This window comes from Aeromicrobium piscarium (assembly GCF_007421815.1).
In the GTDB taxonomy this organism is placed as follows: Bacteria; Actinomycetota; Actinomycetes; order Propionibacteriales; family Nocardioidaceae; genus Aeromicrobium; species Aeromicrobium piscarium.
On sequence record NZ_VLNT01000004.1, the window covers coordinates 223110 to 243355 of the forward strand.

A 20246-nucleotide genomic window follows, 5' to 3' on the forward strand; every position below is an offset into this window, starting at 1 on the left:
TTACTCCTTGGTGGTGAGATGTTGCGTGGTGGTCTGGTGCAGGAGCCGGTGCAGCGTTCCCGGCGTGATGGGGACGGCGTCGATAGCGCCCGGCTGCTGCAGCGCATCGTCGACGGCCGAGGCGATCGCGGCGGCGACGGCGGTCGTGCCGCCCTCCCCCGCGCCTTTGACCCCGAGGGGGTTGAGCGGGCTGGGGGCGTCCTCGGTCACGAGCGTCTCGACATCGGGCACCTCGGCCGAGGTGGGGATGAGGTAGTCCATGAAGGTGGTGCAGAGCGGCGTGCCGTCGGGGGCGTACAGGAACTCCTCGTACAGCGCTCCACCGAGCCCCTGCGCGACTCCGCCCGCGATCTGTCCTTCGACCAGCGTGGGGTTGAGGGCCCGGCCGACGTCGTAGGCCACCATGAACCGCTCGACCTCGAGCCGTCCCGTCGCCTCGTCGATCCGGACGAGAGCGGCGTGCAGGCCGTAGGGATAGGTCATGTGATCGGTGTGGAACCATCCATCGGCCGACAGCCCCGGCTCCTCTTTGAGGTCGTTGGCCCGTAGCGGATCCAGGAGTCCGGCGATCTGGCCCAGGCTCAGGCCCTGTTCCGAGCCCTCGACCTCGACGACCCCGCCGCGGATCCGCAGTTGCTCGACGCTGACGGCGAGCTCGGCCGCCGCCACCCGGAAGGCCTTGTCGCGTAGCGCCGTCGCGGCGTTCAGGGCGGCCGATCCCGCCATGACCGCCAGCCGCGTCGCAAACGCCCCTCGCCCGTACTGGAACTGATCGGTGCGGCCGCGCACCACGCGAATCGTGTCGTGGGGAACATCGAGCACCTCGGCGACGACCTGCGCGAGGACGGTGTCGACCCCCTGGCCCACGGATGAGGCCCCGCAGATCACCGTCACCCCGCCGGCGTCGTCGATGACGACACGGGCGCCCTCCGAGGGACCGATCCCGCTCTTCTCGACGAAATACCCGAACCCGAATCCGACCCGTTCTCCGGCGGCCCTGCGGCGCGACACGATCTCACGGATCGTGGAGAAGCCGAAACGCTCGGCCGCCTTGTCGAACAGCAGCGCGTAGTCGCCGGAGTCGTGGACCATGTGCGTGCCCATCGCCTCGATCGGCCGCTCGTAGGGCATCTGCTCACGGCCGATGAAGTTGCGGCGGCGCACCTCCTCGCGGGACAGGCCCAGACCGTGCGCGATGGTGTCGATGAGTCGTTCGCGAGCGAAGGTGCCCTCGTAGCGGCCCGGCGAACGATAGGTGCCGGCAGGTGTCTTGTGGGTCAGGCGCACGTGTGCGGTCACCCGGAAGTTGTCGATGACGTACGGCCCGGGCAGCATCGAGGCGGTGAGGGACGCGACCGTCGCCCCGTGCGTGCGCACATAGGCGCCCTGATCGAGGGTGAAGCTCGCGTCGAGGGCGCGGATGTAGCCATCGTCGTCGACCAGGGCCCGTAGCCGGTGATGCTGTCCGCGTGAGTGGTTCGTCGCCATCAGGTGCTCTTGGCGGTCCTCGATCCACTTGATCGGCGCCCGCAGACGCATCGCCGCCACGGTCACCAGCACGTCCTCGGGGTAGAGCTCCCCGCGCGGGCCGAAGCCGCCGCCGACATGGGTCTCGCGCACCACGACCCGCGACGGGGTGAGACCGTTCATCGCGGCGATGGCCTCGCGATTCCAGAACGGGACCTTGGCGGCACCGTCGACGATGAGCTGTCCCTCCGCCTCGTCGTAGACGGCCACGAGTCCCCGGCATTCCATCGGCACACCGGTGTGGCGTCCGATGCGCGCGTCCATCGTGAAGACCCGGCCCTCACCGGACGAGAAGGCCGCATCCACGTCGCCATAACCGATCGTGAAGACGCTCGCCTCGGAGTCCTGCGCCGGGAGGTTCTCCCCGTGGCCCGCCGCCCAGCTCGCCTGTTCGGCGTCGACCCAGTCGACCGGCTCGGCATCGGGGTCCAGGTGAGCCGGAAGCGGCTCGATCTCCAGGTCGACGAGCTCGGCCGCGTCCTCGGCCAGATACGACGACTCGGCGAAGACGACCGCGACCGGCTCTCCCACGTAGCGCACGATCGAACGTGCCAGCACCGGTTGACGGTAGGGCAGCAGCTCCTCACGCGGGGTCAACCGGAACCCGATCGCCGGGAGATCCGCGATGTCCGCGTAGGTCCACACCGCTGTCACGCCGTCGAGCCGCAGGGCCTCGGTGCCGTCGATCGACACGATGCGGCCATGGGCGATCGGGGATCGCACCACCCGCATGTGCAGCTCCCCAGCACGCTGGGTGTCGGCGGCGAACCGGCCGGCCCCGCGTAACAGGACCCGGTCCTCGATCCGGAGAGCTCGTGCGCCGATCACCCCCGCATCTCCTCTGCCGCGGCCATCGTCGCGGTGACGATGTTCTGATACCCCGTGCAGCGGCAGAGATTCGAGGAGAGCACGTCGCGGAGCTCGTCCTCCTCGGCCTGTGGATGTTCCTCCAGGTACCCGGCCACCAGGGTGAGGAAGCCCGGCGTACAGAACCCGCACTGCAGGCCGTGGTGCTCCCAGAAGGCCTTCTGGACCGGGTGCAAGGTCTCGTCATCGGGAGCGAGGCCCTCGACCGTGCGCACCGAGGCGCCTTCGGCCTGCACCGCGAACATCAGGCAGGCGCGGACCGGTTGCCCGTCGAGCAGCACCGTGCACGCACCGCAGACACCGTGCTCGCAGCCGAGGTGAGTGCCGGTCAGGGAGCAGTCCTCCCGCAACGCATCGGCCAAGGTCCGCCGTGGCTCGACCTCGATGTCGTAACGGTCTCCATTGACGTACAGGCGCACAGGCACCGTGGATCGGGTCATGACGCGGCCTCCTTCGTTCGGCTGGCTTCCCGGATCGCCGTCCGCAATCGGTGTGGGGTGGCGGGCAGGTGGAAGACTCCGATGCCCAGCGGAGAGAGCGCATCGGAGATGGCATTCGCGATGGCCGCCGGCGCGCCGATCGTCCCGCCCTCGCCGACTCCCTTCGCCCCGGTGATCGAGGCCGGAGAGATGGTCTCGAGGTGAGCGATCCGGATCGGGGGGATCTCGGCCACCGTCGGGGGCAGGTAGTCCATCAGCGAGGTGGTGACGAGGACGCCACGGTCGTCGTAGATGAGCTCCTCGTAGAGCGCATTGGCGATGCCCTGGGCGATGCCACCGTGGATCTGCCCGTCGACGACGGCGGGGTTCACCAGCCGGCCGGCGTCCTCGGCGACCAGGAACCGGTCGATCCGGACCTGGCCGGTGTCCGGATCGACCTCCACCTCCGCGACGTGACACGCATTCGCGAAGGTCCCGGCCGGGTCGTAGACGCCCACCGCCTCCAGCGCCGGCTCGCCTTTGTCGGGGATGAGCTGGGCATTGTGGTAGGTGTCGCGGGCGAGGACGCGCAGAGCGATCTCCTCGCCGGTGTCGCGGCGGCGCGCGTGTCCGCCCACCAGCTCGATGTCATCGGGCAGTCCGCCGAGCCGATGTGCCGCCAGCACACGGAGCCGTTCGGCCAGCTCGCGAGCGGCGATCAAGGTGGCGCCACCGGCGATGACCATGGCCCGGCTCGCGAAGCTCCCCCAGCCGTAGGGCGTGACATCGGTGTCGGAATCGATCACGCGCACGGAGGAAGGCTCGATGCCGAGCGCGTCGCTGACCACCTGGGCGAGGGTCGTCCGTAGTCCCTGTCCATGAGGAGAGGCGCCGATCCGCACGGTCACCCCGCCGGAGGGGTCCATCGTGCAGATGACGCGTTCGGCACCCGGTGTGACGGTCGCGATGGCCTCGCGCCCCAGGCTCATCGGAACGGACCGGGCCGCGAACGCCGGAGTGCCGTAGCCGGTGCGCTCGGCGAAACTCGAGAATCCGATCCCGAGATAGCGGCCTTCGGCGCGGGCGGCTCGCTGCCGGTCCCGGAATGCCGCGAGATCGGCCATGTCGGCTGCGAGCTGCAGCGTCTCCAGGTGGGATGCTTCGTCGAGCACGAGACCGGACGGCGTGCGGTGGGGGAACTCGCTGACCAGGTTCTTGCGGCGGATCTGCACCGGATCGAGATCCAGTTCGGCGGCGGCGACATCCATGAGCCGCTCCATCGCCAGCACCTGCACCGGCCGGGACACACCGCGGTAGGGAGCGATCGGGCATTTGTTGGTGAGGATGCCGCGCGAACGCACCGAGTACTCGCGGACCCGGTAGCAGCCGGGCAGCTCCGCCATCGCCATCAGCGGCTCGACCCCGAAGGTCACCGGATAACAGCTGTACGCTCCGACATCGCAGACCAGGTCACCGCGTAGAGCCAGCAGCTCGCCGTCGGCGGCGAAGGCACCTTCGATGTCGTAGACCTGCTCGCGACTGTGCCACGCCGCCAGGAAGTTCTCCTCGCGCGTCTCGATCCACGCGATATTGCGGCGCAGCGTCCGGGCCAGGTGCACGACCACGACGTCCTCGCGAGCGAGGGTCATCTTGGCACCGAAACCGCCGCCGACATCCGGCGAGATCACCCGCAGATCGTCCTCGGGGATGCCGAGGCAGTCGGCGATGCCGGTCCGGGTCATGTGCGGCATCTGCAGCGTCGCGTGCAGAGTCACGCGCCCGCTGGCGCGGTCATAGGCCGCATGGCTCGCGCGGGCCTCGAGGGGCATCGCGCTCTGTCGGGAAGAGCCCACCCGAACGGCCACGATGCGGTCGGCCGCGGCGACGGCCTCGTCGAAACCCGGCGTATGGATGCGGCCGTCGACCACGGTGTTCGGGTCGCCGGGGTAGTCCGCGTCGTGGACGAGGGGTGCGTCGGGTCGCCTGGCGTCGTCGGCATCGAGCACGGCCGGCAGCGGGTCGATGTCGACCACGACCTCGTCGAGCGCATCCTCAGCCTCGGCCTCGCTCGGCGCGAGCACGACCGCTACGGGTTCGCCGACGAAGCGCACCACCTCATCGGCGAGGATCGGCGTCGAGACCGTCACATAGTCGGGCCGGTCGAGGACGGCGCGGATCGGCCGGAGACCCGCGAGATCGGCGGCGGTCAGGACCGTGACATGGGAGGGGGCGCTGATCGACCGGATCCGCCCGGCGGCATGCGGACTGCGCACGAACCGCGCGTGCAGACAGTCATCGCCCGCGGCCACGTCGGCGACATATCGCCCCCAGCCACGCAGGATGGCGGGATCCTCCAGCCGTGGCAGCGCTCGTCCCGTCCAGCTGCGTGGCTCGTCCGCGGTCATGACGCCGCCCCCGTGGCGTTCAGCGCTCGCGGCAGCAATGCCCGCACGAGATCTCGCCGGTAGTCGGCGTCTCCGTGGGAATCGGCGGGCGGATCGACCTCGTCGGCGGCGGCCTCGGCGGCCTCGGTCACCGTCTGCGCCGACCATGTGCTGCCCAGCAGGACGGCCTCGGCGGCCGCACTGCGCCACGGCACCTCGCTGACACCGCCGAGGCAGACGCGGGCCCCCGTCACCACGCCCTCCTCCACCTTCACCGCAGCCGTCGCGGCCACGATCGCGAAGTCTCCCGCCCGTCGTGCGAACTCGGCGATACCGGTCACGTGGTGGTCGTCGAGTGCGGGCAGGGAGATCGACGTGAGGATCTCGTCGGGCTCCATCGCGGTCGTGAAGATCGCCTGGAAGAAGTCCGCGGCAGGGATCGTGCGCTCCCCGCGCGAGCCTCGCACCGTCATCTCCGCGTCGAGCAATCGCGCCACCAGGCACCACTCGGAGGCCGCATCGCAGTGCGCGATCGATCCGCCGAAGGTGCCCCGCGTACGGATCGGCAGGTGCCCGACCTGGGCGGCGGCCGATCTCAGCAAGGAGCCCAGGGGCCCGGGGAGATGGGTGTTCTGGACGGTCAGGTGGCGGGTGCGTGCTCCGATCGTCACGCGCTCGTCTCCCGGCGCGATGCCCTCGAGGCCGGGAACCCGGTTGATGTCGATCAGCCGCTCCGGACGCGCCAGCCGGAAGTTCATCATCGGAATGAGGCTCTGTCCGCCGGACAGCACCTTGCTCTCGTAAGGGTCTACCGCGAGCTCGTCCACCGCCTCCTCGAGGCTGGTCGGTCGGACATACTCGAATGCGCTGGGTTTCACCAGATCTCCTTGCCGTCGTAGACGCCGTACACATCGGTTCTCCGGTCGGCCCGTGGCCGGATCCGTGCTGAACGCTCTTGGGCCGCCCGCACCTCCGCGAGGTCGATGACCGCGCTCCCGCGGTCCGCTTCTCGCCTCGACAGCGGACCCGCCAGGAGGCGGCCGCGGGCGTCCACGGCCACCGACCCGCCCAGGGTCCGAAGGCCGGGGTGCTCCCCGGCCTGGGAGACCGCCACGACCGCGACCTGGTCAAGGTTGGCCTGGACCAGCACGGCCTCCGCCTGCTGGACCAGTCCCTCCGCCGGCACGTCGGCATCGAATCCGCCGACCCAAGCGGCCGGGGCCAGCACGATGTCCGCGCCCTTGAGCGACAGCAGCCGCAGAGTCTCGACGAAACGCAGGTCGTAGCAGACGCAGATGCCCAGGACGCCGTGCGGCGTAGCGACCACCTCCAGCTCCTCGCCCGCCGTGAAGGCCTCCTTCTCCGCGTCGAAGAGGTGCAGCTTCCGGTAGTTGAGCAGTGGACCGTCCGGCCCGACGAGTACGACGCTGTTGAAGTACTCGCCGTCGTCCTTCTCGCAGTAGCCGACCGCGACCAGCCCGTCGTGGGCGCTCGAGACCGTCATCAGATCGTTCACCAACGGACCGTCGAGCGCCTGGGCGCCGGCCTCCACACTGGCCCGGTCGACGACATATCCGCTGGAGGCGAGCTCGGGGAACACCACGATGTCGGCGCCCTCGCGCAACGCCGTGCTCGCACGGCCCATCAGGTCTGCGATGTTGTCATCGCAGCGGCCCGGCACGGGCGCTGTCTGTTCGAGGGCGACGACGGTCATGAGAGTTCGAGCTCCGCGGTCAGTCCGTCGACATCGACGCCGACGGCACGCAACATGTCCAGATCCGCCGGGCAGGGCCCGCCGACGCTGATCACTCTCTCCCCCAGGTCGGCGGCCACCGCGTGGACGACCCCGGCGGGGATGTGGACGACATCGCCGGGGCCGAAGGGCAGCTTCGAGCCGTTCGTGACGTCCTCGGCCGTGCCGCGGCCCTCGACGATGTAGATCGTGTCCTCGGAGTACCGATGCACGTGTTCGGTGTTCCGTTCACCGGGTTCGAGGACGACATAGTTCATATTGGCAGTCGCCGCCCGCGCGCCGTACCAGACGACGAGCCGCGCGTCGGCGGAGATGAAGGGGACCATGAGCCCGGGCTCGTCACGGTGGAATCCGCGCAGCTCGGGGGTGCCCGAGGTCGCCGCGTCGACCTGATCGGCCGGCGTGCCGAAGTCCGGGTCGACCGGGGACGGCCCGCCGATCAGGAACACGGCCGAGGACGCCACGATGCGGTAGTCGGTGCCGGGTGAGACGTGGAACATCCCTCCCTGCTCGAGTGTGAGGTGTTCGTTCGCGGCAGCCGATTCCACCGAGGCCTTCCCGTCGATCACGTAGTAGACCGCCTCCACCTGGTGGCGCATGGCGATGGTCGAGGCACCCTCGACGAGCTCGATGGCGTACAGGCTGCGCAGGCTCGCCCCGGAGCGAGGCCCGACCACCTCGCGACACGACCCGTCGCCCAGGACGATGTCGAGTTCCGGTCCCCACTCATCGCTCCCGATGATCCGAGCGTGGCCTGCTTCGTGTGTCATGACGCTGTTCCTCACTGCCCTCGTCCGCCGCGCGGACTCTTCTTGAATATTGTTAAGTGTAATTGAAATATACGGGGATGGGGAGGCCCGTATCCGCCACAGAGGCGTTCAGTCGAGCAGGTTGACCCAGACGGCGCGCGCGGAGGAGCGGCCTTCGTTCGCGATGCGGTGGGGTGTGGACGAGTCGTAGCTGATGGCGTCGCCGGCACGCAGCCGGTAACTGGCCCCAGCGAGCTCGACGGTGAGCGAGCCGCTGATGACGATGCCGTATTCACGTCCCCCGTGATGGACCGGCTTGTCGCCGCTCGCGGTGCCGGGGGCGTACTCGTTGACCGCCATCTCGAGCCCACGGTCAGCGGCGTGGTGCGCGATGCGACGCACGACGCCCTCGCCGGTCTCCACCTCGGTCTGCGCGGCGCGCGGAACCACCGGCGACACGGTCTCGGCCTCTGGATGATCGAAGAGATCGTGCATCTGCAGCCGCAGCGCCGAGGCGACGGCGACGAGCGTGCCGATCGACGCACCCGCCACACCGCGTTCGAGCATCGACAGCATCGACACCGACACGCCCGTGCTCTCGGCGAGATCGTTCAGCGTCATGTTGATCTGCTTGCGGCGGGCCCGGATCGTCGACCCCACCTTGCGGATGGTCTCGTCAGCCGCATTCGGCTCACCAGTACCGCTCCGAGCGGGGATCTTCACAGGTGTCTCCTCCCGCGCGCCGCGTCGATCCCGGACAGTGTAGTCCAGGTCCCCCTTCGCCACATCGACTCCCATCATGTCTCGGCCTTCGTCACCGTCCCCGGCCCCCGGTCGCTTCACGAATGCGACCGCCAGAAGACGACCTTGGAGTCGATGTACTCGACGATCCAGTAGAGGATGAGGCCGAAGATCATCAGCGCCACGATGACGGCGAACCCGCCGGCGACGTCCAGCTGGAAGTTCAGCGACTTGATCAACACTCCCATGCCGCGCGAGGCACCGACGAACTCCGCGACGATCGCACCGATCAGCGCCAGCGTGATGGCATTCTTGATGCCCGCGAAGATCAACGGCAGGGACGACGGGAGCACGAGCTTGCGGTACTCCTCCCAGCGGCTCGCGCCGAGGGATCGCATGAGCGTGCGGGCGTTCCGGTCCACGGTGTCCATACCGACCATGACGTTGAGCAGCACCGGGAAGAAGCAGATCGTGGCGGCCATGACGACCTTGGACGTCAACCCGAAGCCGAACCAGGTGAGGAAGAGCGGCGCCAGCGCGACGCGCGGGGTGATCTGGAAGCCGACGACGATCGGATAGAACGCCGTCTTGGCCCAGTCGTACATGCCGAGGGCCGTACCGATCGCCCAGGCGAGGACCACCCCGATCAGGAAGCCGGCGATCGTCTCGGCCATCGTCACCCAGGTGGCCTCCCAGAAGTAGGCCTTGTCGAGCATCGACACGAAGCTGACGGCCACATCCGAGGGCGGTGGGACGATGATCTCGTTCACGAGACCCGCACGGCAGGCCAGTTCCCAGAGCAGCAGGAACACGACGATCACGAGCACCGGCGGCCATACCTTGGCCCACGGCCCGCGACGAGCAGGACGACCCGCCTTCGTGACAGTGGTCTTTCGTGTCGGGGGCATCTTGTGTGCAGTACTGGTCGACATCGTGGCCTCTCAGATGTACTCGGCGATGGCCTCGCGCACGAGGCTCTCGTTCTCGATGGCCGCGGCGCTCGCAAGGTGCTCGGCGCCACGCGGTCGCGGCAGATCGACATCGATGATGTCGATGACCTCCCCGGGACGTGGCCGCATGCAGACGACACGATCGGACAGGAACACCGCCTCGGAGATGTTGTGGGTGACGAACAGCGTCGTCCGGCCAAGCTCCTCGTGCAGCCGCGCCAGCTCGATATTGAGTCGCTCGCGCGTGAACTCATCGAGCGCGGAGAAGGGCTCGTCCATCAACAGCAGGGCCGGATCGGTGACGAGCGCACGAGCCAGGCTGACCCGCTGTCGCATCCCGCCGGAGAGCTCCCAGACATTCTTCTGAGCGAACTCCGTCAGGTGGGTCAGCTCCAGGAGCTCGTGCGCACGCGCCGTGGCACTCGTCCGGTCCAGGCCGAGGATCTCCACCGGCAGCAGGATGTTGTCGAGCACGGACCGCCAGGGGAAGAGCACCGGCGTCTGCAGCATGATGGCGCTGTCCTGTCGCCCCGGGGCGGCGGGAGTGCCGAAGACGTCGACGGTTCCGGCGGTCTGCGGCAGCAGCCCGGCGATGATGTGCAGCAAGGTGGACTTGCCACAGCCGCTCGGTCCGAGGAAGGACACGAACTCCCCGGGCTGGATCTGCAGGTCGATATTGCGCAGGGCCGTCACCTCGCCGCCGTCGGCGGTGTCGTAGACCTTGCTGAGGGACTGGATCGTGATGCCCTCACGGGTCACGGACGGCGGCTGTTCAGTTACCGTCACTGCTCCTCGCCTCCTCACGCGTCGCGGCGATATCGAAGTCCCAGTAGTCCGAGGCGAACTGCTCGGCGATCCCGCCTCCGGCGAAGGTCCCGGCATCGGGATCTGTCGTGATCGCGCCGGATTCGGCGAGCACCTCGAAGGTCGTCTGCCACGCGCTGTCGTCAACGTGACCGAAGGGAGTGTCGGCATCGTCGGCGACACCCGACAACCCGATCGTGTCCTTCACATAGGTGGTCGCGAAGTCCATGTCCTCGCACTCCTGCGGCACGACGCGACAGGCGATGGTGGTGGCGGCCTCGGGGTTCTCCGCGGCGAACACCGCACCGCGGGCCCACGCCCTCGCCATGCCGACGAGCTGGTCGCGCACCTGATCGTCCTCGAGGGCGTCCGCGGTAGTCACCAGGCAGTCCCCGGGGATCGCGTTGTACTGCTCAGGGGTGATGTCCCGGGTCTGCAGCCGGCCATCGGCCGTGAGCGTCGAGATATCGGGATAGCTGCCGGCATAGGCGTCGACCTGTCCCTGCAGGATCGCGTTCAGCGAGGCGGGGCCGGCGTCGCCGATCGGCAGGATGCGGACATCGGCATCCCGCTGGAGGCCGGCCGCCTCCAGGGACGCATTGACGATGGGCTCCTCGCCGCCGCCGGCCTCGGCGATGCCGAGGGTCTTGCCCTCGAGGTCCTCGACGCTCTCGATATCGGAGTCATCGGGGACGACGATGCGGAAGATGTTCTGCGGCGGGTTGCACATGAGCGCGCGGAGGTTGTCGTCCTTCGAGAAGGCGACGGCGGCGTCGGGGGCACCGGCCCAGCCGGCCGGGACATTGCCGGCGATGAGCTGCTGTGTCACGAAGCCCGAGCCGTTGGTCTCCTCGAACTGGACGTCGACTCCTTCGTCCTCGAAGTAGCCCTGATCCTCCGCGATGAGCATCGGCAGCCAGTAGATCGACTTCTTGTACGAGAGCATGACGGTCAGCCCGTCGTCGCCGCCGGCTCCGTCACCACCGGACCCACAGCCGGCCAGGCCTGCGACGAGCACCAGTGGCGCCGCCGCCCGAAGTAGTTTCCTCATGTTCACCCTCGCTTGGTCGGCGAGCCGCGGGTGACTCCCGGGCCCGATCAGAGTGGACGTGACTCGCATCACATGATGATGAGCATAAGTCACATTGAAGGAAAGTCAACCCTGATGAAGTTTCAGCGAGGTTAAAGCTGCTTCACATCCATGCAACGACAGGGGCAGCGGAGGTGACGACCCGGAAGGTTAACCAGCCTGAAATTAAATCGACTTGATTGAACAACGCGAGTGGTCCAAGATACCGACATGTGATCCACGCCACCCTGGCCGGATCGCGTCCAGTCGAGTCACGCCGGAGTCACCATGACCACCACACCATCTCGCACACCGCTCCTGAGCATCGGTTTCGATGAAAAGCTCTCTCCCGCCAAGACCGGTCTCTTCGGGTTCCAACACCTGCTCGCCCTCACCGGGATCTGGCTGTTCCCCGGCATCATCGGGGTCTCACTCGATCTCAGCGCCCAGGAGGTGGGCTGGATCACGCAGGGCTGCTTCTTCATGACGGGCCTGATCACGATCCTGCAGTCCAGCCGGATTCTCCAACTCCCGATCGTGCAGGGGCCGACCGCCGCTTTCATGGTGGCGATCATCGCCTCGGGAGCGACCTTCGGACTCGGGACGGCCTTCGGCTCCATGATGGTCGCCGGAGCGATCTTCGCCCTCCTGAGCCTCCCGTCACGACGATTCGGGCTCTTTGGCCAGGTTTCCCGCATCGCCTCCGATCCACTCGTCTTCGGGACCCTCTTCGTCATCATCGGCGGACAGCTCGCCGCGATCGGGCTTAGTGGGTGGTTCGGCACCGAAGGCACCAGCGGCTACGGCTGGCCCTTCTTCCTTCTCAGCCTCGCCACCGTGGTCTTCGTTATGGCGTTCACCATCTTCGGCGGCAATACGCTGCTGCGCCGAGGCGCGATCTTCTGGGGAATCGTCGCGGGCACCGCCCTCACGGCCGTCTGTGGACTCTGGGCCCTCCCGGACCTCTCGGAGGTCGCCGTCATCGGAACTCCCCAATTCCTGCCCTTCGGATTCGGCGTCGAGTGGTCCGTGGTCATCCTGATGCTGCTGGCCTTCCTGCAGGGAGGCACCGAGTCGATGGGCATGTTCCGGCTCGTCAGCAGCTGGGGAAACCGCACCGTGCCCATCGAACGGGTCAACCGCGGCCTGTTCGCGGAGTTCACCGGCTCGGTCGCGGGTGCCGCGTTCGGTGGGATCGGGACGACGTCCTATCCCGAGAACGCCGGGATCGTCCGGATGTCGGGCGTCGGGAGCCGATACGTGACCGCGACAGCGGGCGCCGTAGCGCTCGTCCTGGCCTTCATCCCGAAGGTGGGGCTCTTCATCGCCGGGCTCCCGATGCCGGTGCTCGCGGCCGCCTCCACGGTCCTCTTCGGCGTCATCGCCATCTCCGGGATCCAGATGCTCGCCGAGGTCGAGTGGGACGACCTGAACCTGATGGTCGCCGCTCCGGCCTTCATCATCTCGCTCGGGTCGCAGTTCCTCCCCGAGTCCATCGTCGCGACCATGGGACCGTCGGTCGAGAGCATCGTGACGAACCCCATGATGGTGGGAGTCATCCTCCTGCTGGCGCTGCACCTGCTGATCAACTACGGCATCCGGCCGCTGATCACCGCCCGCAAGAGCCGCGTCGCTCGGCCGCTGCCGGCGGAGGACGAGTGATGTCCACCGTCCGCCTGGGTCTGGCGCAGACCATGACCCACTTCGGCGACGACGAGGAGCGCAATCTCGAGAACGCCGTCGCGCTCATCGAACATGCCGCGCGCCAAGACATCGACCTGATCGCCTTCGCCGAGAACTATCCCGGGCCGTTCACGGAGTCCAACCGGTACGAGGTCGACGCGGTCATGGCCGAGTCGGCTCGCACCCACGGGGTCGCGGTGGCGTACGGCACGTCCCGGCCGGCGCCGGGGCGCGACGGCTCCTTTCACATCACGACCGTGATCGTCGACTCCCAGGGGGTCGAAAGGGGCGCCTATCACCGGACCCACCCCGAGGGCCCCTATATCTACCGCGACGGCAAGCAGTGGAACTTCGACTACGTCGCCGCCGAGGCCTTCCCCGTGGTCGACATGGGGTGGGGGAAGCTGGCGGTCTCGATCTGCTCGGAGGTCCACCTGCCGGAGGTCAGCCGGATCCTGGCGCTGAAGGGGGCGGAGATCATCCTGTACCCCTCCGGCTTGCTGATCGACGAGCTCGGGTACACCGAGAACTGGCGGACCCTCGTCCGAGCGCGCGCCATCGAGAATCACGCGTACACGGCGACCCTCGTCAACCTCATGGATCCGGCCGTAGGAGCGCAGTTCAACCGCAGCGGCGTCGAGCTCGCTCCTCCCCGCGACTCGATCACCACCGGGATCGGCGGCATCTACGGGCCGGAGCGGATGCTCGCCGAGTCAGGAGAGCCCGGCCTCCTGACCGCCGACCTCGACCTCGATCGCATCCGCTACCTACGGGCGGCGAGCGAGGAACTCATCGTCCCTGCCCCCTACCGCACGATCCCCGGCCATATGACCTGGCGGCGTCCCGAGCTGTACGGGGAGCTCACCCGCCCCCGAACCCGCTGACCCCGAACCCGTTGAGTGGGGGAGGTGCCCCCCACTCAACGGGTTCTGAGGGTCAGCGCAGGTCGGGGTTGCTGATCGAGAGCATGGTGTCGCTGAAGAGGTCGATGTCCTCCTCGCGGGAACGGCCGGTACCGCCACCGCGCAGGACGCTCGCCAGCTCCCCGGTCGCCCGGTCGATACGCCGCTGCAGAGCGTTCTCTCCCGCCGAGCCCCAGTCGTGCGGCGACGCGAACACGCCCGTCGGCACCACGAAGGCCTGCAGATAGGCGAACAGCGGACGCAACGAGGTCTCGATCGCCAACGAGTGCCGCGCCGTGCCACCGGTCGCCGCGAGCAGCACCGGCGTGCCGACGATCGCATCGCTGTCCATGGCGTCGACGAAGGACTTGAAGAGGCCCGGGTACGACACCTTGAAGATCGGCACCGTGACGATCAGCGCGTCGGCGGACATCACCTGGTCGTACACATGCTGCAGGCGCGGCGCGGCGAAGCCGGTCAATCCCGCATCGGTGATCTCGTGGGCGAGGTCGCGCAGTGTCACGATCTCGACCTGGGCATCGCCCAAGGCCTTGCTCGCCGAGGCGGCGATCTTGTCGGCCAGCATCCGCGTGGTCGACGGCTCGCCGAGGCCGGCGGAGATGACGACGATCCGCGTGGTCATACGGTGACCTCCTGGTCGACGGCTGCGGCGACGCGGGCGGCGACACGAGCGGTGTGGGTGGGTGCGTCCGGCACATTCGCCGGGCGGCGCTTGGCGAACTCCTCGCGCATCGTCGGGAGGATCTCGCCGAGCAGGTCGAGCTGCTCGAGCACCGTCTTCAGCGGCAGGCCGGCGTGGTCGACGAGGAACAGCTGACGCTGGTAGTCGCCGAAGAAGTCCGCGAACTCCAGCGTGCGCTCCAGCACCTGCTGAGGGCTGCCGACCGTCAGCGGTGTCTGTGAGGTGAAGTCCTCCAGGCTCGGGCCGTGGCCGTAGACCGGCGCGACATCGAAATAGGGCCGGAACTCGTTGACGGCGTCCTGGCTGTTCTTGCGCATGAAGAACTGGCCACCGAGGCCGACGATCGCCTGCTCCGCCGTGCCGTGGCCGTAGTGGGCGTAGCGCTGGCGGTAGAAGTTGATCAGCCGGATGTAGTGCTCCTTCGGCCAGAAGATGTTGTTGGCGAAGTAGCCGTCACCGTAGTAGGCGGCCAGCTCGGCCACCTCGGGCGTACGGATCGACCCGTGCCACACGAAGGGCGCGACACCGTCCAACGGGGCCGGAGTGGCGGTGAAGTTCTGCAGCGGCGTGCGGAACTTGCCCTCCCAGTTGACGACCGGCTCATCCCAGAGCTTGCGCAGCAGCTGGTAGTTCTCGATCGTCAGCTCGACGGCCTTGGTGATGTCCTTGCCGAACCACGGGTAGACCGGTGCGGTGTTGCCGCGGCCGAGCATGAGGTCCATGCGGCCGTCGACGAGGTGCTGGAGGGTCGCATAGTCCTCGGCGATCTTGACCGGGTCGTTCGTGGTGATCAGCGTGGTCGAGGTCGACAGGATGAGGTTCTTCGTCTGCGCCCCGATATAGGCCAATGTGGTGGTCGGGCTCGACGGGACGAAGGGCGGGTTGTGGTGCTCGCCGGTGGCGAACACGTCCAGGCCGATGTCGTCGGACTTCTTGGCGATCTCGACGGTGTTCTTGATCCGCTCGTGCTCGGTGACCGTGGTGCCGTTCACCGGATCGGGCGTGACGTCACCGACGGTGAAGATGCCGATCTGCATGGCGCGCTCCTCAGTAGTTGAATCTTTAACTACTCTAACACGAGCGACCCCTCGAGCATTCCCTCCATCGATCACGGCCCCCTGCCACCGGCGGGCGGTGAGCTACCACGCACCTCACCCGTGAGCGGCCGATCACGAGTCAGCGGCGGGTGGCGAAGAAATCGCGCAATAGCGCAATCGAGTCAGCGGCGAGCACTCCAGCGTGCACCTCGGGACGGTGATTCAGGCGGCGATCCCGCACCACGTCCCACAGTGACCCGACCGCCCCGGCCTTGTCGTCGAAGGCACCGAAGACCAACCGCTCGACGCGTGCCGCAACCAGCGCACCGGCGCACATCGTGCACGGCTCCAGCGTCACCACCAGCGTGCAACCCTCGAGCCGCCACTCCCCCACGGCCCGCGCCGCGGCCCGCATGGCCACGATCTCGGCGTGCCCGGTCGGGTCGAGGTCACGCTCACGGGTGTTGCATCCCTCGCCGAGCACGTCACCCGTCGGGCCGATCACGAGCGCCCCCACGGGCACGTCGCCCGCGGATGCCGCCTGCGCGCCCAGCTCGAGCGCGCGCCGCATCCACGCCTCGTCGTTCACCCGACGATCGTCTCCAACTGATCGCGGAAGCCGAGTCGCTCGGCGATATCGAGCAGGACGTCATCCGGGTAGAGATCGTCGTCCTCACACAGCAACGACAGCTCGACCGAGGCGACTCCGAGATCCGCCAGGATCTCCAGGTCGCCGATCGGCTCGACCGGATCGTCGTCGTCGGGATCGGGAGCATCGAGCGCCTCCGCGATATCGGCGGCCAGCGGGTAGTCGAGGGTCGCGGTGTTGTCGGACAACAGCACGCGCACCTGCTGACCGCTGCGCCGCACGATGGCGAAGAAGTCGTCCCTGATGGAGACGAGTGCGAGGGTCCCGACCTCGGACGGGAATCGACGCAACGCCTCACTCAGCTCGGCGAAGTCCTCGCCCAGCTTGGCCGGCAGTTCCATGACCGACCAGTCGCCATCGTCCCGATAGGCGGCCACCACAAAGTCCACGTCGTCCTCGGTCACGATTCCTCCTGGCTCGCCACGGTCCCGTCCGCCATCGTGACAGACGCGGGCGACACACCGCCACTCGTACACGGGCGAACCGGCCGGACGGGCGATATCGAGATCTCAGCGGGTCGAGGCACCGATCGTCCGCGACAGCACGTGCGCCGCTTCGAGCAGCGCAGTGCCCAACGCCGGCCGACGATCGGGCCCGAAGCGTGCCTCCACACCGGTCAGGCTCAGGGCCCACGCCGGACGCTCGTCGCGATCGAAGACGGCCGCCCCCATCCCCCAGCTGCCCTCGACGATCAGTCCCGGGTTCAGGGCGTAGCCGGACGAGCGCGTCTCCGCGATCGCGTCGCGCACCTGTCCCGGGTCATGGCCGTATCTCCCCAGCGACGCCCGCGCCATATACTCCTCGATCTCACGATCGGGCAGATGGGCCAACATCACCATCCCGGCGGACGCGACCCCCAGGGGGAACCGGATCCCCTCGTGCAGGACATGCGATCGCAAGGGGAAGCTGCCGTCCACCGCCAGCAGGCATACGGTCTCGTCGCCACGCCGGGCGCTGAAGAACGCGCTCTCGCCCGTCTCCCGGGCCAGCTGCTCGACGACCGGCCGGGCCACCTCCGTGACGTCATAGCGACGCGCGGCGGCGACGCCCAGTAGATAGAGCTCCGGGCCCAACGACCATCGGCCCGATCGCCGGTCACGGTCGACGAGCCCCTCCCGCGCGAGGGATTCGAGCAGCCGGTGGGCGGTGGCCCGCGGAACCCCTGCGTCACGTCCGGCCTCGGTGGTGGTGATGCCATCGGGTTCGCGCGAGGCGATCGCCCGCAGGACGGCGCTCGCTCGCGCCACCACGGGGGAGGGACCATCTGCCATACCCATGATCGTAACGTCCACTGAGTGGACGCCAGACCAGGCCATCTTCCATCTCGTGAACACTTCCTGACCGATCCACAGCCTGCTATTGCAGATCGAACGACCGGACGGCAACGTTGGATCACGCATCTGCTCATCGAACGAGAGGCACGCCATGATGCTCGCGACCTCGCCCGGCGAGGCGATCGACGGCCTCCTGCGCGACCACATGACGCTGGCTGTCGGCGGCTTCGGCCTCTGCGGCATTCCCAGCGCGCTCATCGAGGCCGTTCGCGACAGCGGCGTCACCGGACTGACGATCGTGTCCAACAACATGGGCGTGGACGGCAAGGGGCTCGGGCTCCTCCTCGAGAACGGTCAGGTCAGCAAGGTCATCGCGTCCTATGTGGGCGAGAACAGGCTGTTCGCCCGGCAGTATCTCGACGGTGAGCTGGACGTCGAGTTCGCACCGCAGGGCACCCTCGCCGAACGATTGCGCGCCGGGGGCGCCGGAATCCCCGCCTTCTACACCCGCACCGGGGTGGGGACCGTCGTGGCCGAGGGCAAGCCGACGGCGGAGTTCGACGGCGTGACCTATCTCCAGGAGCGGGCGATCGTCGCCGACCTGGCCCTCGTTCACGCCCACACCGGCGACCGCTTCGGCAACCTGCGCTACCGGCTCGCGGCACGCAACTTCAATCCGGCCGCGGCCACCTCCGGCCGCGTCACGATCGCCGAGGTCGAGCACCTCGTCGACGCCATCGATCCCGAGCTGGTCCAGACCCCCGGCGTCTACGTCCATCGCCTGGTGCACGTTCCCGATCGGCCCAAGCACATCGAACAGCACACCACGCGCCCGCGACCCGAAGGAGCACCCGCATGAGCGAGCGAAGAGTCGAGATCTGCTCCCTATTCGTCGACCGGGACCGTGCAGGGTTGACGAGCACCCAGCACATCTCGGTACTTGCGGAGGTGGCGGCATGAGCTGGACACGCGAGGAGATGGCCGCGATCGCCGCCTTGGAGCTCCGCGACGGCGACTACGTCAACCTGGGGATCGGCATCCCCACCCTCGTGGCCAACCATGTGCCGCCCGGTGTCCACGTGACGCTCCAGTCCGAGAACGGCATCCTCGGGCTCGGCCCCTTTCCCTGGGAGGGCGAAGAGGACCCGGATCTCATCAATGCCGGCAAGCAGACGGTCACGACGGTGAGCGGAGCGTCGTTCTTCGACTCCGTGGAATCCTTCGCGATGATCCGCGGCGGCAAGGTCGACATCGCGATCCTCGGCGCCCTGCAGGTTGCCGCCAACGGAGACCTCGCCAACTGGGCGGTGCCCGGGGCCCTCGTGAAGGGCATGGGCGGGGCGATGGACCTCGTCGCCGGCACCCGCCGCATCGTCGTCATCACCGACCACGTGGCCAAGGACGGCACGCCGAAGATCGTCGAGAACTGCACCGTGCCGCTGACGGGTCGCGGCGTGGTGGACAGGATCGTCACCGATCGGGCCGTCATCGATGTCACTGACGAAGGCCTGCGCGTGCTGCGGCTCGCACCCGGCGAGAGCTTCGCGGATCTCGCTGCTGCGACGGGTGCGCCATTGGCCCTCGCCGAGTCGGCCTCCGCGTGACGCGGCGAGCTTCTCGGTTCGGGCGGCGCCGCGACCGATAGGGTCGGGGCATGCAGGTTCACGTCCTCGATCACCCGCTCGTCGCCCATAAGCTCACCGTGCTGCGGCAGACGACGACCGACTCCCCCACGTTCCGCCGGCTGACCGAGGAACTCGTGACGCTGCTGGCCTATGAGGCCACCCGCGAGGTGCGCGTGGAGCCCGCCGCCATCGAGACCCCCGTCGCCCCGACCACGGGCGTGCGCCTCTCGACGCCCGCCCCGCTCGTCGTGCCGATCCTGCGCGCCGGGCTGGGCATGCTGGAGGGCATGCAGCGCCTGCTGCCCACCGCCGAGGTCGGCTTCCTCGGCATGATCCGCAACGAGGAGACCCTGCAGGCCGAGACCTACGCCGAGCGCCTGCCCGAGGATCTCTCCGGACGGCAGTGCTACGTGCTCGATCCGATGCTCGCCACGGGAGGAACTCTCGCGATGGCGATCGACTTCCTGGTGAAGCGGGGCGCCGACCACATCACCGCGATCACCCTGCTCGCGGCCCCCGAAGGTGTCCGCAGGATCGAGTCCGAGCTGGAGCACATCGATGTCCCGGTCACCGTGGTGACCGCCGCGGTCGACGAGCGCCTCGACGAGAACGGCTACATCGTGCCGGGTCTCGGCGACGCCGGGGATCGCCTGTACGGGGTCGTCTGAGCGATCCGTGACGGACCCGATGGTCCGCTTCCGGGTGCGACGCGAGCCCCGGTCTCCTAGAGTCGAGGGTCCACGCTCCGTCGAGAAGGTGATCCTCGTGCCACGTTCCGCCCGATCCCTGCTCATCGCCGGAGTCCTCACCCTGCTCGCGGCGATCATCCTGGAGGCGACGTCGAGTGTCGTCCTCCACGTCATCTCTTCCCAGCTCGATGCCTTCAGCCAGCGCGCCCTGACCAGTGCGGTCGGCGTCTACACCGGGACGATCCGTCTGCTGTGGTCGCTCAGCGCCGTGCTGATCGGTGGTGCCTTCATCGTCTGGGCCGTCGTCCACGAGCTCGCCCCCGAAACGGCCCGCGACTGATCCCAACGACGGAGGATGTGATTCTGCGGCTGCTATGACGACCCCGGAATCACATCCTCCGTACACGACTCACAAGAGATG

The 20246-nt window shown here is 68.2% G+C and carries 21 protein-coding genes; 6 read left to right on the forward strand and 15 right to left on the reverse strand.

Features of this window, described 5'->3' with window-relative positions; translation table 11 throughout:
* The 10 genes from FNM00_RS07580 to FNM00_RS07625 all read right to left on the reverse strand — a co-directional run bounded on the left by FNM00_RS07580 (nucleotide 1) and on the right by FNM00_RS07625 (nucleotide 11245).
* Nucleotides 1–2355, reverse strand: coding sequence for a xanthine dehydrogenase family protein molybdopterin-binding subunit (locus tag FNM00_RS07580; protein ID WP_143912828.1), 2355 nt, complete (start codon nucleotides 2353–2355; stop codon nucleotides 1–3).
* Entirely contained in the window at nucleotides 2352–2834 is a 483-nt protein-coding gene (locus FNM00_RS07585) for a (2Fe-2S)-binding protein (RefSeq protein ID WP_143912829.1), read from the reverse strand. Before FNM00_RS07585 ends, FNM00_RS07580 begins: the two co-directional genes overlap by 4 nt.
* Nucleotides 2831–5218 carry a xanthine dehydrogenase family protein molybdopterin-binding subunit gene (locus FNM00_RS07590; protein WP_143912830.1) on the reverse strand — a complete coding sequence of 796 codons (2388 nt, stop codon included), beginning with the start codon at nucleotides 5216–5218 and terminating at the stop codon, nucleotides 2831–2833. The genes FNM00_RS07585 and FNM00_RS07590 overlap by 4 nt, the downstream gene beginning before the upstream one ends.
* On the reverse strand, nucleotides 5215–6075 hold the full coding sequence (locus FNM00_RS07595; protein WP_143912831.1) for an FAD binding domain-containing protein: 861 nt from the start codon (nucleotides 6073–6075) through the stop codon (nucleotides 5215–5217). Before FNM00_RS07595 ends, FNM00_RS07590 begins: the two co-directional genes overlap by 4 nt.
* Nucleotides 6072–6911: a carbon-nitrogen hydrolase family protein gene (locus FNM00_RS07600; RefSeq protein ID WP_143912832.1), complete on the reverse strand. Its 840-nt coding sequence runs from the start codon at nucleotides 6909–6911 to the stop codon at nucleotides 6072–6074. Before FNM00_RS07600 ends, FNM00_RS07595 begins: the two co-directional genes overlap by 4 nt.
* The gene (locus FNM00_RS07605) at nucleotides 6908–7720 is read right to left on the reverse strand and encodes a cupin domain-containing protein (RefSeq protein WP_143912833.1); all 813 of its coding nucleotides are present in this window, start codon (nucleotides 7718–7720) and stop codon (nucleotides 6908–6910) included. The genes FNM00_RS07600 and FNM00_RS07605 overlap by 4 nt, the downstream gene beginning before the upstream one ends.
* A 108-nt stretch (nucleotides 7721–7828) precedes the next feature.
* A complete protein-coding gene (locus tag FNM00_RS07610) occupies nucleotides 7829–8422 on the reverse strand; it encodes a cupin domain-containing protein (RefSeq protein WP_185973041.1) in 594 nt (197 codons plus the stop codon).
* A 116-nt stretch (nucleotides 8423–8538) separates the two neighbouring features.
* A complete protein-coding gene (locus tag FNM00_RS07615; RefSeq protein ID WP_185973042.1) occupies nucleotides 8539–9348 on the reverse strand; it encodes an ABC transporter permease in 810 nt (269 codons plus the stop codon).
* 33 nt (nucleotides 9349–9381) lie between these two features.
* On the reverse strand, nucleotides 9382–10176 hold the full coding sequence (locus FNM00_RS07620; protein ID WP_221933638.1) for an ABC transporter ATP-binding protein: 795 nt from the start codon (nucleotides 10174–10176) through the stop codon (nucleotides 9382–9384).
* The gene (locus FNM00_RS07625; protein WP_185973043.1) at nucleotides 10163–11245 is read right to left on the reverse strand and encodes an ABC transporter substrate-binding protein; all 1083 of its coding nucleotides are present in this window, start codon (nucleotides 11243–11245) and stop codon (nucleotides 10163–10165) included. The genes FNM00_RS07620 and FNM00_RS07625 overlap by 14 nt, the downstream gene beginning before the upstream one ends.
* 306 nt (nucleotides 11246–11551) lie before the next feature.
* Here FNM00_RS07625 and FNM00_RS07630 point away from each other — a divergent pair, with 306 nt between their 5' ends.
* Nucleotides 11552–12925, forward strand: coding sequence for a uracil-xanthine permease family protein (locus FNM00_RS07630; RefSeq protein ID WP_143912838.1), 1374 nt, complete (start codon nucleotides 11552–11554; stop codon nucleotides 12923–12925).
* Nucleotides 12925–13830: a carbon-nitrogen hydrolase family protein gene (locus FNM00_RS07635; protein WP_143912839.1), complete on the forward strand. Its 906-nt coding sequence runs from the start codon at nucleotides 12925–12927 to the stop codon at nucleotides 13828–13830. The genes FNM00_RS07630 and FNM00_RS07635 overlap by 1 nt, the downstream gene beginning before the upstream one ends.
* Nucleotides 13831–13882: 52 nt before the next feature.
* Here the strand turns inward: FNM00_RS07635 and FNM00_RS07640 are convergent, their stop codons facing one another.
* The 5 genes from FNM00_RS07640 to FNM00_RS07660 form a co-directional block, all read right to left on the reverse strand.
* Nucleotides 13883–14491, reverse strand: coding sequence for a CE1759 family FMN reductase (locus FNM00_RS07640; protein ID WP_143912840.1), 609 nt, complete (start codon nucleotides 14489–14491; stop codon nucleotides 13883–13885).
* On the reverse strand, nucleotides 14488–15588 hold the full coding sequence (locus FNM00_RS07645) for an LLM class flavin-dependent oxidoreductase (protein WP_143912841.1): 1101 nt from the start codon (nucleotides 15586–15588) through the stop codon (nucleotides 14488–14490). Before FNM00_RS07645 ends, FNM00_RS07640 begins: the two co-directional genes overlap by 4 nt.
* Before the next feature lie 139 nt (nucleotides 15589–15727).
* On the reverse strand, nucleotides 15728–16177 hold the full coding sequence (gene tadA / locus FNM00_RS07650; protein ID WP_281281096.1) for a tRNA adenosine(34) deaminase TadA: 450 nt from the start codon (nucleotides 16175–16177) through the stop codon (nucleotides 15728–15730).
* The gene (locus tag FNM00_RS07655; protein ID WP_246065112.1) at nucleotides 16174–16641 is read right to left on the reverse strand and encodes a tRNA adenosine deaminase-associated protein; all 468 of its coding nucleotides are present in this window, start codon (nucleotides 16639–16641) and stop codon (nucleotides 16174–16176) included. The genes tadA and FNM00_RS07655 overlap by 4 nt, the downstream gene beginning before the upstream one ends.
* A 105-nt stretch (nucleotides 16642–16746) precedes the next feature.
* Nucleotides 16747–17508, reverse strand: coding sequence for an IclR family transcriptional regulator (locus FNM00_RS07660; protein WP_143912842.1), 762 nt, complete (start codon nucleotides 17506–17508; stop codon nucleotides 16747–16749).
* 154 nt (nucleotides 17509–17662) lie between these two features.
* On the opposite strand from FNM00_RS07660, the gene FNM00_RS07665 reads away from it, so the two are divergent.
* The 4 genes from FNM00_RS07665 (at nucleotide 17663) to FNM00_RS07680 (ending at nucleotide 20165) form a co-directional block, all read left to right on the forward strand.
* The gene (locus tag FNM00_RS07665) at nucleotides 17663–18370 is read left to right on the forward strand and encodes a CoA transferase subunit A (protein ID WP_143912843.1); all 708 of its coding nucleotides are present in this window, start codon (nucleotides 17663–17665) and stop codon (nucleotides 18368–18370) included.
* A gap of 97 nt (nucleotides 18371–18467) precedes the next feature.
* Entirely contained in the window at nucleotides 18468–19115 is a 648-nt protein-coding gene (locus FNM00_RS07670) for a 3-oxoacid CoA-transferase subunit B (protein WP_143912844.1), read from the forward strand.
* A 50-nt stretch (nucleotides 19116–19165) separates the two neighbouring features.
* The gene (gene upp / locus FNM00_RS07675) at nucleotides 19166–19804 is read left to right on the forward strand and encodes a uracil phosphoribosyltransferase (protein ID WP_143912845.1); all 639 of its coding nucleotides are present in this window, start codon (nucleotides 19166–19168) and stop codon (nucleotides 19802–19804) included.
* Nucleotides 19805–19901: 97 nt separating this feature from the next.
* Nucleotides 19902–20165: a hypothetical protein gene (locus FNM00_RS07680; RefSeq protein WP_143912846.1), complete on the forward strand. Its 264-nt coding sequence runs from the start codon at nucleotides 19902–19904 to the stop codon at nucleotides 20163–20165.
* The last annotated feature ends 81 nt before the right edge of the window (nucleotides 20166–20246 follow it).